We start from the raw sequence: 13,402 nt of genomic DNA, 5'->3' as shown, positions 1-13,402 counted from the left end.
TAAAAGGAAATTGAAACAAAACGTTCCTATGAAAATTTTTGGAAGAATACTTGCAGTTTCAGCCATGTTTATGGTAAGCCTTTTGTTTGGATGCCAGGAAGAACCAAGGAACACATTCCGCATTGCTGATGGGCAATTCCTGCTGAATGAAGAACCCGTGATGTTTTTTTCGGGCGAGATTCATCCTTCACGTATTCCCCGTGAATACTGGCAGGACAGGCTTCAGATGGTCAAGGCGATGGGGATGAATGCCATCAGCATTTACATGTTCTGGAACGTGCACGAGCCCTACCCCGGGCAGTACAATTTTGAAGGCAATGCCGACATTGCTGAATTCATTCGTTTGGCACAGCAAGAGGGACTTTGGGTGATGCTCAGGCCCAGTCCCTATGTATGCGCTGAATGGGAGTTCGGGGGGTATCCCTGGTGGCTGCTAAAAGAAGAAGACCTGAAGGTGCGCAGCAAAGACCCGCGTTTCATTGATGCCTACCGCAATTATGTTCATGAGGTGGCCAAACAACTTTCACCACTTCTTATTGAAAATGGCGGCCCAATCATTATGGTTCAGATTGAAAACGAATACGGGTTTTATGGAGATGATAAGGAATACCTGGCAATCAACCGGGATATTTTCAGGGAAGCAGGCTTTAGTTGTGACCTGTTTACCTGCGATCCCCCCTCAACCATTGATGCAGGGCATCTCCCGGGAACCTATGCTGCCGTGAACGGAGGGGTGAAGCCCCAGGAAGTCATTGCTACCCAAGACCGCATCAATGGGGGAGGACCCTACTTTGTATCGGAATGGTACCCTGCCTGGTTTGATGTCTGGGGAAAGAAGCACCATACTTCTTCGGTGGAAGTCTTCACCCAGCACCTGGATTCCATTTTCCATTACGGCATTTCCCTCAACATGTATATGTCGCACGGGGGCTCGAACTTCGGGTTTATGAACGGAGCCAATTATGATACCTATATGCCTTACCAATCGCAGACCCAGAGCTACGATTACGATGCACCCATCAATGAAGCAGGGAACCCCACGCCCAAGTTCTTTGCCTATCGCGAATTGGTGAAAAAATATGCGCCCGAAAGCTATTACATCCCCGATGTTCCTGAGCCGAAGCCTTCCATGGCCATACAGCCTTTTAAGCTTGACGAGGTTAGTTTTTTTGAGCAGCATAGGCCGCAGGCTATCCGCAGTGAAACGCCCCTGAGTTTCGAGGATATTGACCAGGGATACGGTTATGTACTTTATGAAACTAGCCTTCCTGAAGGCGAAGGCTGGTTGAAGATCAAGGAGCTGCGTGATTATGGGATCGTTTTGTTGGACGGAAAACGAATGGGAATTGTGGATCGGCGAACTGAGCTGGATTCCATTTTCCTGTCCGTTCCACAAGGTGGAGCAAGGTTGTCGCTTTTCATTGAAAACCTTGGCCGAATCAATTTTGGCACCTTCCTTACTGACAACCGAAAAGGGATCACTGAAGCAGTATTTTTCGATGGAGCTGAGATTAGGGGTTGGGAGATATACGGATATCCTTTTTATCACCTGGATGATTCTTGCTTTGCTGCTGAGTCCATTGAAGGACAAGCCTATGAATGGCCGGTTTTAAGGAAGGGAGCATTCACCCTGGGAGAAGTTGCCGACACTTATTTGGATATGCGTGACTTTGGCAAGGGCAGCGTATGGGTAAACGGCTATCACATTGGGCGTTACTGGCAGGTGGGTCCACAGCAAACTTTGTACATTCCTGCACCCTGGCTGAAGGAGGGTGAGAATGAAGTGGTGGTGTTTGAAATGCTCAAGACCTGGCAAAAGGAATTACAGGGCATTGATGAACCCATCCTTGATCAGCTGAACGAGGAGCTATTTGTGGGGCCCACTTCCATACAACAAATTCAATATTAAGGGATGATAAAGCAAACAGGCCTGCGGACAATCCTTTTAGCCCTGTTGATCATTGCCCTGGCTGCTTGCCAGGGCGAAACAAATCATGAGAAGGTGGTGATTTTTGATGAAACCAATACACTTGATGTAAAGGTTTTTATGGCCGCCCATGTGATTCCCACGCCTGAGCAACTGGCTTGGCAGGAGCTTGAAATGACTGCCTTCATTCATTTCGGTATCAATACCTTTGTCGGACGTGAATGGGGAGATGGCACTGAACCACCTGAGCAATTTAATCCTACAGAACTGGATGCCCTTCAATGGGTGAAGGTTTTTAAGGATGGAGGGATGAAGATGGTAATCCTGACAGCAAAGCATCACGATGGATTTTGTCTTTGGCCCACGGAAACCACGGAGCATTCCGTTAAAGCATCCCCCTGGCGGGATGGAAAAGGCGACCTTGTAAGGGAAGTGAAGGAGGCCTGTGATTCCCTGGGGCTAAAGTTTGGCGTCTATCTTTCACCATGGGACAGAAATGCCCCATCGTATGGGGATTCGCCCCGTTACAATGCCTTATTCAGGCAACAACTCACTGAACTGCTGAGTTGGTATGGCCGGGTGGACGAGGTGTGGTTTGACGGGGCCTGCGGGGAAGGGCCCAACGGAAAGCGCCAGGAATATGACTGGGCTTCCTATTTTGCCGTTATTGACAGCCTGCAGCCCCGGGCCGTGGTGGCCATCCAAGGCGAAGATGTTCGCTGGGTAGGCACCGAATCTGGGTATGGCAGACCGACCGAATGGAGCGTAACGGCCCTAGCCCCTGGTGGACGTCCTGAAATGGTTGCCATCAATGAAGGTTTGGGTATTGATGCAATGAGTGAAGACCTGGGCAGCAGGGAACTGATTGAAAAGGCTGACCGCTTGTTCTGGTATCCCGCAGAGGTGGACGTTTCCATTCGCCCCGGCTGGTTTTACCACGAAGCAGAAAATGGGCGGGTGAAATCGCTGGCGAAACTGGTTGATATATACTTCAATTCAGTGGGAATGAATTCATTGCTATTATTGAACGTGCCTCCCGACCAACGGGGTCTGATCCATGAAACCGATGCGGCCCGGCTAAGTGAGTTCGGGGAATGGGTGAAGGCAGCTTTTTCAGTCAACCTTCTGAAAGAAGCTAAGCCAGGTAATCGCAAAGGAAGGGCCTTGACAGATGACAATGGAAGAACCTACTGGACAGTTAAGGATTTCCCCGGAACAATTGAATTCAGTTTGCCGGAAGAGCAAACCTTTGATGTCATTGAACTTAAAGAATACATTGCAAAAGGGCAAAGGGTTGAACAGTTTTTGATTGAAGCCATGGTAAACGGGCAGTGGGAAGAAATTGCATCTGGAACCACCATTGGCTACAAGCGATTGATCAAGATTTCGCCAGTCAAAACTGATCAGGTAAGATTGGTCATTGCGGGTGCAAGACACGATGCCCTGATTTCTGGTTTCGGGCTTTATCCTAGCCCCGAGATCTTATCGGATCCTGTAATTACCAGAAATAAAGAAGGACTGGTAAGCATTCATTCCGAGACAGAATTCCCTTTCATTACCTATACCCTTGATGGCAGTGAACCTATCGCCACTTCAAAACGGTATGGGAGCCCCTTTCTTTTCCCTGGTCCGGGCATTGTAAAGGCAAGGGCTTTCATTAAGGATTTCCAGGTGGCAGGAAGTGTGATCACAGAAACCTTTGATATCAGTCCCTCCAAATGGAACGTGATGGAAGCCAGTGAAGGGCATTCCGCATTTCCTGCCGGGTATGCCATCGATAGCGATAAGGCCACCATGTGGCATACTCCCTGGGACGGAGAAGTGAAGGAACATCCCCATTCGATCACTGTGGACATGGGTGAAAATATCATTATCAAGGGCTTTACCTATTCGCCCAGAACAGATGGGAGTTTTAGCGGCACGGTATTGCGATATTCTTTTTCAATCAGTGTGAATGGCTTAAATTGGCAAAAAGTCATTGACAACGGCGTCTTTGATAATATGGTAAACAACCCCTCATCTCAGCGTGTGATGTTTGAAAAAGACTTTGCTGCAAGGTATTTTCGTTTTGTCAGCCATCTGGGAATCTATGGCGACCCCTGGGTTTCGGTGGGAGAGGTGGGGGTCATTACAGGGTATTAGTCTATTAAAGGGTATCAAATGGGATGTGATGCAATATCCTTGGAAAAATCCAAGATTCTGAAATTTTTCTAATGAATTTTACACGTTTTTATTCTGTAAAAATTTGATCAGGTTATGGTTGAATATATTAAGAAGGGGTCTGACTTTTATTCAGAAAATGACATCAGCGTCATGTATTCCTGAAAGGATGCAGTGAAATATAGGAATGATTTAGCATGGTTAACAATCGGGCAATAAAAAACCAATCATTTCTTTTTGAAAAGGAATTTTAAAGGCCAGAAATAATGAGTATTTTGCCATTCTTGGAAAAAAATCAAAAGGAATTAGTAAAGAGTTTTACTTTCTATTTTCTTCTCTTGTTAAGTGTGCTCCTGTTTCCCGGGAAACAGGAGGTTTTTGGCAGCAACCATAAGCCTCGTTTCAGTACGGCTGGTTTTTACCAGGTGGAAGGCACGGGGCGTGAAGTATTCTCGATGAATGTTGCCTGGCGATTCCATAAGGGGCCTGTAGAAAACGGACAGACCATAGATCTTGATGATTCAGAATGGCCTGTAGTTTCTGTTCCGCATGGGATTGAAGTATTGCCCGTCCAGGCCAGTGGAGGGGTCAATTACCAGGGAGAGGTTTGGTACAGAAAGCACTTTGATCTTCCTGAAGGAATAAAGGAGAAGAAGCTTTTTGTACATTTTGAGGCCATCATGGGTAAGTCAAGAATTTACCTGAACGGCCATTTGCTGAAGGAACACTTTGGCGGTTACCTGCCTGCCATTGTTGATATTACAGACCAAATTAACCCTAACGGACAAAATGTCATTGCGGTTTGGGCTGATAATTCTGATGACCCGGATTACCCCCCCGGAAAGCCGCAGGATCTGCTTGACTTTGCCTATTTCGGGGGCATTTATCGCGACTGCTGGCTGATAGCCCATCAGAAGGTTTATATAACGGATCCCAATGTTGTAGATCAGGAAGCCGGTGGAGGGTTGTTCATTGCTTTTGAAGAGGTTACGGAACAAAAGGCTGATATTCTGCTTCAATTGCATATAATGAATGAAGACCAGCGGGATTTCAGAGGTTTAGCAGAATATGAACTAAAAACCGCAGACGGAACCATCGTATCTGCAACATCTCAAACCATCAGGTTAAGGAGGGGAGAAGGCAGGCACTTTTCGCGTAAGCTTTTTATCGGTAATCCCGAGCTTTGGTCACCCGAATCCCCCAATCTTTATCATCTCTTTGTCACTCTGAAGGACAGGCAGGGAAACTTCGTGGATGGCTATATGCGCCGGGTTGGGATCAGAAGCATTGAATTCAAGGGCCAAGATGGGTTTTGGCTTAATGGCAAACCTTATGGAAGACCCCTGATTGGGGCCAACCGTCACCAGGATTATGCCCTGGTGGGCAATGCGGTTCCCAATGCTACCCACTGGCGGGATGCAAAGAAACTTCGGGATGCAGGGCTGGAGATCATTCGCAACGCCCATTATCCGCAAGACCCTGCATTTATGGATGCCTGCGATGAGCTGGGCCTGTTTGTAATCGTAAACACGCCTGGCTGGCAGTTCTGGAATGAAGAACCTGTTTTTGAGCAGCGAATCTATCAGGACATACGAAACATGGTCAGGCGCGACCGCAACCATCCTTCGGTTATCCTATGGGAGCCTGTACTTAATGAAACCTGGTATCCTGAACATTTTGCCAAAAATACCCAGGACATTGTTCTGGCAGAGTATCCCTTTCCTTATTGTTATACAGTTTGTGATGCTGAAGCCAGGGGAAATGAATATTTTCCTGTATTATATGGCCATCCCTCCGGAGGGGATGCCAGCTGGTCCATTTCCCATGTAGATGAGAACAAGACCTATTTCACCCGGGAATGGGGGGATAATGTGGATGACTGGAACTCACACAATTCTCCCAGCAGGGTAAAACGGGCGTGGGGAGAGGACCCCATGCTGATTCAGGCCAACCATTATGCCAATCCTCCTTACCAGTATACCAGTCTGGAATTGTTGCATAAGACTGCACCGCAACATTTTGGGGGTTGTCTTTGGCATCCCTTTGACCACAATCGCGGGTATCATTCCGACCCCTTTTATGGGGGTATCCTCGATGGTTTTCGTCAGCCGAAATATTCCTATTATTTGTTCATGTCGCAACGGGATCCAAGGGAAATTCATCCAATCAGCGAGAGTGGTCCGTTGGTTTACATCGCTCACGAGATGTCACCCTTTTCCTCACCCGATGTCACCGTTTTCTCCAATTGCGATGAAGTCAGGCTGAAGGTTTTTGAAAATGGGCAATCGCATACCTACCTGAAGGATAAGAGCAGGCAGGGGATGCCTTCGCCTGTCATTGTATTTGAGGAAGTCTGGGATTTCATGCAGGACAAGGCTCTGGCGATGAATGACCGCCAAGAAGAATCGTTTATGCTGGCCGAAGGCCTGATTGACGGGCAAGTGGTGGCTACCCATAGGATTAAACCTGCAAGGAGACCTTCACGATTACTTTTATGGCTTGATGATGAGAATGTTAACCTCCGTGCTGATGGGTCTGACTATATTACTGTAGTGGCTGCTATTGCAGATGCAGATGGTCAGATCAGGGCAAGAAACAACTACCAGTTGTATTTTGAAGTGGAAGGAGAGGGTCGTTTGATCGGGGCTTCGAATCCTTTGATTCATCCAGTAACTGTTGAATGGGGAACTGCTCCTGCACTGGTTCAGGCCACCACCAGTCCGGGTTTAATTAAAATCAGGGCCTGGGTAATTCCTGAAGGCACACACATGCCATTGAGTGCTGAACTTGAGTTGTTCAGCCTTGCCCCAGAGCTCCCCCTTTTGTTTTCGGTAAAGGAAGCTCAAGGACTGGAGTCAATTCTTGAAGCCCCTGTACAAGGCCATCAAAGGCTAGATCAGGACCTGCTTATGGAAATTGAACGCTTGAAGCAGGAAATTAACCGCTTGATGCTTAAGGAAGTAGAGCAGCAACAACGCGATTTCGGGGAAGATCCCAAAAGATAAGATCAGGGAAATAATCAGTGCTTAATACCTGTGTATTCAATGAGAAGGAAAAGAATTTCTGGTCTTCTGATTCTACTGATTTTGGCAGTTTTCCTGATGGAGGCTTGTTCCAAACGGGAGACTCAGCGTAAGGAACTCATCCTTTGGTATGACAAACCAGCCTTGGACTGGATGAAGGAAGCCCTTCCGCTTGGCAATGGTTATATGGGTGTGATGTTTTTTGGAGATCCTGAACAGGAACGTCTTCAATTCTCCGAAGGCACTCTTTGGGCGGGAGGACCAGGTTCAGGCGAACAATACAACTTTGGATTAAGGGAAAGTGCTGCAACTCATTTACCCGGAATCAGGGACTTGATGGCCCAGGGAAAAACTCAGGAGGCCATGCAATTAACTCAACAATGGATGACAGGAATCATCCACCCGAGGGAAGACCTTGAATTTGGGGATTATGGTGCGCAGCAAGCCCTGGGAGAACTATTTGTTTCGGTGGAACATTCGGGCAAGCTTACTGATTATCTAAGGGAACTGAACTTGAATAATGGCCGAGGGAGGGTTATGTATGCCGATGGAGAAACAAAGCATCAGCGTACTTTTTTTGGCTGTTATCCGGCGCGCGCTATGGTGTATCATTTTGAAAATGATGCGGAGAATGGCACGGATTATGCTTTTGAGATACAGGCTCCTCACCCCGTGGACAGCCTGTTGTTTCTTCACAAGATATTCCACCTGTATGGGCATTTGGCTGATAATGGACTGACATTTCTTACCTCGGTCCTGTTTGACACGGACGGAGAGATAGAATATGATGAAGGCAAAGTAACCATTAAGTCAGCCAGGTTTCTGACCCTGAAACATACTGTATTTACGGCCTATAAAAATGAGTTTCCCCTATATCGTAACCCTGACTGGCTGGGAGAAGCCCTGATAGTCCTGAATGCGCTTTATGATTATGATTTTCAGCATCTGGAAGCACTTCAAAGGGATGATTATGTTCCTCTTTTTGATCGGGTACAACTGGAATTAGGTGGTGAAACGCCGGAAAAACTTCCAACGGATCGCAGACTGGAACGTTATTCTGAAGGGGAAGCTGATATTGCGCTGGAGGTGTTGTATTTTCAATATGCACGATACCTGATGATCTCTTCCAGCCGGTCCGGCACTTTACCGATGCACCTGCAGGGGAAATGGAACAACAGCACAGATCCGCCCTGGGCTTGTGATTATCATACAAACATCAATCTGCAGATGCTTTATTGGCCTGCTGAATTGGCAAACCTGAGCGAATGTCACACTCCTTTGTTTGACTACCTGAAACAACTGCTGCCACCGGGGCGTCTTGCTGCTGGGGCTTTCTTTGGGACCAGAGGATGGGTTATCAATACCATGAACAATGCTTATGGTTATACATCGCCTGGCTGGGGGCTTCCCTGGGGTTATTTCCCCGCAGGTGCAGCCTGGCTCATGCGTCACGCCTGGCAACATTTCGAATTTACACAGGACACGGCTTTTTTAAGGAATACTGCCTTTCCGCTGATGGAAGAAGCCGCCCTTTTCTGGGAGGATTATCTGACAGTTAATGAAGCCGGTTTCCTTGTGTCAGTTCCTTCTTTTTCTCCAGAACAGGGGGGTATATCATCCGGAGCCTCCATGGATCATCAGATCGCCTGGGATCTTTTTAATAACTGTGCCATAGCAGCCGGTATTTTAGGTCTTGATGAGGCCAAAATTAATCATTATGCCCATTTCCGCGACCTGGTCATTCCTCCACAGATAGGCCGCTGGGGGCAGTTGCAGGAATGGGTCGAAGATGTGGATGATCCTGAAAACCACCACCGCCATCTTTCCCACTTGTATGCATTGCACCCTGGCCAGCAGATCAGCATTAATAAAACTCCTGAACTTGCAAGGGCAGCGCTGACTAGCCTGGCTGCCAGAGGGAAGGAAGGCACGGGATGGTCCCTGGCATGGAAGATCAATTTCTTTGCACGGCTTCAAAAGGGAAATGATGCGTATGAATTGCTGCGGCGATTGCTCAAGCAGGTGGGCAACAAGGAGGAGAATATGGGTTTGGGTGGCACATACAATAACTTGCTTTGTTCTCATCCCCCTTTTCAACTGGATGGGAATATGGGTGGTGCTGCTGGTATTGCTGAAATGCTTATTCAATCGCATGAAGGCATGATCAACTTACTGCCTGCGTTACCCGATGCCTGGCCTCATGGAAAGGTTTCAGGCTTAAGAGCCCGGGGTGGGTTTGAGCTTGATTTTGAATGGAAAAACGCTACGGTAAAATCGGTTGTGATACGCGGAAATCATAAATCTAACGGGATAATTAAAGCCAATGGCAAAGAAACGGAATTCATCATTCCTACTTCAGGGGTTTATGAGTTTTGAGCTGAGTAAATCATTTAAATTAATCCTTTATTGAAAAAAATATTGATATGAAAAGCAAGTACCTTCTGTTATCCGGACTTGGGGTAGCTAGTGGCATGATACCCCAGTCGTACAGTATGCCCGGTGCTTCAGATGGACCGCAGCTGCCCAATATTATTTATATTCTTGCCGATGACCTGGGTTATGGGGAGCTTGGATGCTATGGGCAGACGAAGATCGAAACCCCAAATATCGACATGTTGGCTCGCTCGGGTGTCATGTTTACCCAGCATTACACTGGGGCGCCGGTTTCTGCGCCTGCAAGAAATGTATTGCTCACAGGCCTTCATACAGGAAATTCTCAGATCCGGGGCAATGAAGAATGGGCTGAGCGGGGCAATGTAAGAGATTATAGGTCAATGCTGGTGGATTCGACCCTTGAAGGGCAGCATCCTATGGCACTAGGCACCGTAACCCTTGCGCATTTGCTTAATGAGGCCGGTTATTACACTGCTTTGATCGGGAAATGGGGTTTGGGTGCTCCACATACAGAGAGCGTGCCGCCAAAAATGGGCTTTGATTATTTTTTCGGATACAATTGCCAGCGGCAGGCACATACCTATTATCCGTTACATCTTTACGAAAATTTTAACCGGGTATATTTAAACAATGATACTGTGGCGCCACATACCAGTCTAGATCAGGGTGCTGATCTTTACGATGAAAGCGTTTACACCCCTTTTAACCTGAATGAGTATGCCCCGGATGTGATGTTCGAGGCTATGACAAGGTATATTAATCAAAATAATCCCAATAAAACAGGGAAACCCATTTTCCTTTACTGGGCAACGCCCATTCCGCATGTTCCTTTGCAGGCACCACAAGGGTGGGTTGATTATTATGTGGAGAAGTTTGGTGATGAAGAGCCCTATGACGGCCGTTTTGGCTACTTCCCGAATCGTTATCCCAGGGCAGCCTATGCCGCTATGGTTTCATACCTGGATGAACAAATTGGATTGCTTGTGAAACAACTGAAAGAAATGGGTGTCTATGACAATACGCTGATCATTTTTACTTCCGACAATGGCCCTTCATTCAGTGGGGGAGCCGATTCGCCGTTTTTCGATAGCAACAGGCCGTTTAAGAACGAATACGGTTGGAGCAAAGGATTTTTACACGAAGGCGGCATAAGGGTGCCCATGGTAGCCAGCTGGCCGGGTAAAATCGAGCCGGGAAGGATTTCGCACCATGTTTCTGCCTTTTGGGATGTGTTGCCTACATTCTGTGAAATTGCCGGCATTGAGCCCGGTATTGAAACCGATGGTATAAGCTTCCTACCCGAACTGCTGGATGAAGAACAGCCAACCCACGAATATCTCTATTGGGAATTACATGAATATGGTGGACAACAGGCGGTAAGGTGGGGTAAATGGAAAGGTATACGAAAGAATATTTTTCAGGGAAATAGGGAAATTGAATTGTATGATCTGGAAAGTGATATACAGGAACAGTACAATGTGGCTGCAGAATATCCGGAAATAGTCCACCATATTGAACAAAAAATGAAAGATTTTCACACGCCGGCTGCAATCAAGAAATTCAATTTTGTTTTTGATTAGGAAGTTAAAATTTGGCAGAAAAACTGAAAAACCTTTAGTATGAAGAATTCAGCTCTTACGGTTACAGGTCTGGCTTTGCTTTCGGTATCGGGTTGTCAGATGTTTAAAACCCCGGAAACTGGAAGACCCAACATCTTGTTTATCCTTACTGATGATCATTCGTTTCAGACACTGAGCGCTTACGATAATCGATTCATTGAAACACCAAACCTTGACCGTATTGCCAGTGAAGGTGTAATTTTCACCAACAGCTTTGTTTCAAATTCTATTAGCGCTCCAAGCCGTGCTACGCTGCTCACGGGCAAGCACAGCCATGCCAATGGTCAGCTTACCAACGAGGATATTTTCGATGGGAGCCAGGAAACCTTCCCGAAATTATTGCAGCAAGGCGGATATCAAACTGCCCTGATAGGCAAGTGGCACTTGCAAAGCGATCCCACAGGTTTTGACTACTGGAACATCCTGCCCGGACAAGGGCATTATTACAACCCCGATTTTATAGAAATGGGGCAGGGGGTAAGGCACGAAGGCTATGTGACCAACTTGATAACCCAATTCAGCATCGAATGGCTTGAGGAGCAATGGGATCACCAAAAGCCTTTCATGTTAATGATTAATCACAAGGCTATGCACCGTGAATGGATGCCCGATACCACGCACTTAGATGAGTTTAAAGAAATGACCTATCCGCTTCCGCCTACTTTCTATGATGATTACCAGGGGCGTGGAGCAGCAGCGCAGCAACGAATGAGCATTCATTCCGGTGATATGGATCTTGTCTATGACCTGAAAATGGCTGATCCGGAGCAGGAAATTCAAACCCGCCTCGGCCAATGGTATCGCGATGGGGAATATGGCAGAATGACACATGGACAGCGCCAGCGTTGGGATAACCACTATATGCCAATTATTGAAGAATTCAAAGCAGCTAATTTGAATGGTAACGAGTTGAGTGAATGGAAATACCAGCGCTATATGCGTGACTATTTGGCCTGTGTGCGATCGCTCGATGAGAATGTGGGGCGTTTGCTCAACTACCTGGAAGAAAAGGGCCTGCTAGAGAATACCCTCGTGGTATATACTTCTGATCAGGGATTTTACATGGGTGAGCATGGTTGGTACGACAAGCGCTTTATGTATGAGGAGTCTTTCCGTACCCCACTGCTTATGCGTCTGCCGAAAGGCTTTAAAAAAAAAGGAAAAGTTACTGAACTAGTTCAGAATATTGACCATGGCCCCACCTTCCTGGAAGTGGCCGGGCTGGAAGTGCCACTGGATATGCAGGGCCGCTCGTTGGTGCCTCTGGTGCAAGGTGATATGTCCGACAATTGGCGGGATGCCGTGTATTATCATTATTATGAATACCCCGGTGAACATTCCGTGAAAAGGCATTTCGGTATTTTTGATGGCCGTTATAAACTCATTCGCTTCTATTATGATATTGATGAGTGGGAGTTTTTTGATCTTGAGAAAGACTCGCTTGAAATTGAAAACCTATACTCAGATTCTGAGTATAAGGGTATTATTGATGGCTTGAAATCCCGCCTACGTGAATTAATTATCGAGAATGAGGATAATCTGGCCTTGAATATTTTGGATGGGCAGGGATATTTCAGGGTTTTGTTTGTCCCGCAATCTCTCGGTGGTCGCTTACTGGTAGTGCTTAATACTGATCTTGAAGGGGGTGGAATCGTTTATACTACCGATGGGACCGAACCTGATATGAATTCCCTGAAATATTCAGGGCCGGTTGAAATTAATCAATCTTTGACTTTGAAAGCCCGGGCCTTCAGGGATGGTCATCTGATGGGTATTCCTGCTGAACAAGAGTTCCATTTTCACAAGGCCAGTGGACGTGATGTAATGTATAAACATCAACCTAATCCAAGGTTTATGGCCAACGCACCAAATATTCTGACCGATGGCCTGCGGGGCTCAATTATGCTCAGGCCAAACTGGCATGGCTTTCAGGGCGAGGATGTGGTGGCCACTATTGATTTGGAAGAGGTTCAAGCAATCAACAGCCTTACCCTTGGAACCTTGCAACGCCATGTTGATTGGGTTTTTGCTCCACAATGGGTAAAGCTGGAAATTTCGTTGGATGGGAAAACCTATATTGAAGCAGGCAAAACCAGCCCCCCGGTTGTTAATGACCTGCCTCAGGCCGTCGATTTTTTTATGCAATTTGAGAACCTGGAGGCTCGCTTTTTAAGGATAACAGCCCGCAATTTCGGGGCCTGCCCATCGGGGCACCCAGGAGAAGGCCAGCCTGCCTGGTTGTTTGTCGATGAGATTATTGTGAAATAGAAGATTAACCG

The 13,402-nt window shown here is 46.9% G+C and carries 6 protein-coding genes and 1 pseudogene; all 7 read left to right on the top strand.

The features are described from left to right. Nucleotides 1-28: 28 nt before the first annotated feature. The 7 genes and pseudogenes from V2I46_13350 (at nucleotide 29) to V2I46_13320 (ending at nucleotide 13,391) form a co-directional block, all read left to right on the top strand. The gene (locus tag V2I46_13350) at nucleotides 29-1,909 is read left to right on the top strand and encodes a beta-galactosidase family protein (protein ID MEE4178485.1); all 1,881 of its coding nucleotides are present in this window, start codon (nucleotides 29-31) and stop codon (nucleotides 1,907-1,909) included. 3 nt (nucleotides 1,910-1,912) lie between these two features. Next, entirely contained in the window at nucleotides 1,913-4,069 is a 2,157-nt protein-coding gene (locus V2I46_13345) for an alpha-L-fucosidase (GenBank protein ID MEE4178484.1), read from the top strand. A gap of 284 nt (nucleotides 4,070-4,353) precedes the next feature. Continuing rightward, nucleotides 4,354-7,092, top strand: a complete 2,739-nt coding sequence (locus V2I46_13340; protein MEE4178483.1) for a glycoside hydrolase family 2 TIM barrel-domain containing protein — start codon at nucleotides 4,354-4,356, stop codon at nucleotides 7,090-7,092. 39 nt (nucleotides 7,093-7,131) lie between these two features. Continuing rightward, the gene (locus tag V2I46_13335) at nucleotides 7,132-9,486 is read left to right on the top strand and encodes a glycoside hydrolase family 95 protein (GenBank protein MEE4178482.1); all 2,355 of its coding nucleotides are present in this window, start codon (nucleotides 7,132-7,134) and stop codon (nucleotides 9,484-9,486) included. A gap of 47 nt (nucleotides 9,487-9,533) precedes the next feature. After that, nucleotides 9,534-11,084, top strand: coding sequence for an arylsulfatase (locus tag V2I46_13330; protein ID MEE4178481.1), 1,551 nt, complete (start codon nucleotides 9,534-9,536; stop codon nucleotides 11,082-11,084). A gap of 39 nt (nucleotides 11,085-11,123) precedes the next feature. Further along, nucleotides 11,124-12,641 (top strand): annotated as a pseudogene (locus V2I46_13325) (sulfatase). A gap of 102 nt (nucleotides 12,642-12,743) precedes the next feature. Beyond that, entirely contained in the window at nucleotides 12,744-13,391 is a 648-nt protein-coding gene (locus V2I46_13320) for an FN3 associated domain-containing protein (protein ID MEE4178480.1), read from the top strand. Nucleotides 13,392-13,402 lie beyond the last annotated feature (11 nt).

It is taken from the genome of Bacteroides sp. (genome assembly GCA_036351255.1).
In the GTDB taxonomy this organism is placed as follows: domain Bacteria; phylum Bacteroidota; class Bacteroidia; order Bacteroidales; family UBA7960; genus UBA7960.
This window is presented reverse-complemented; position numbering and strand designations above follow the sequence as displayed.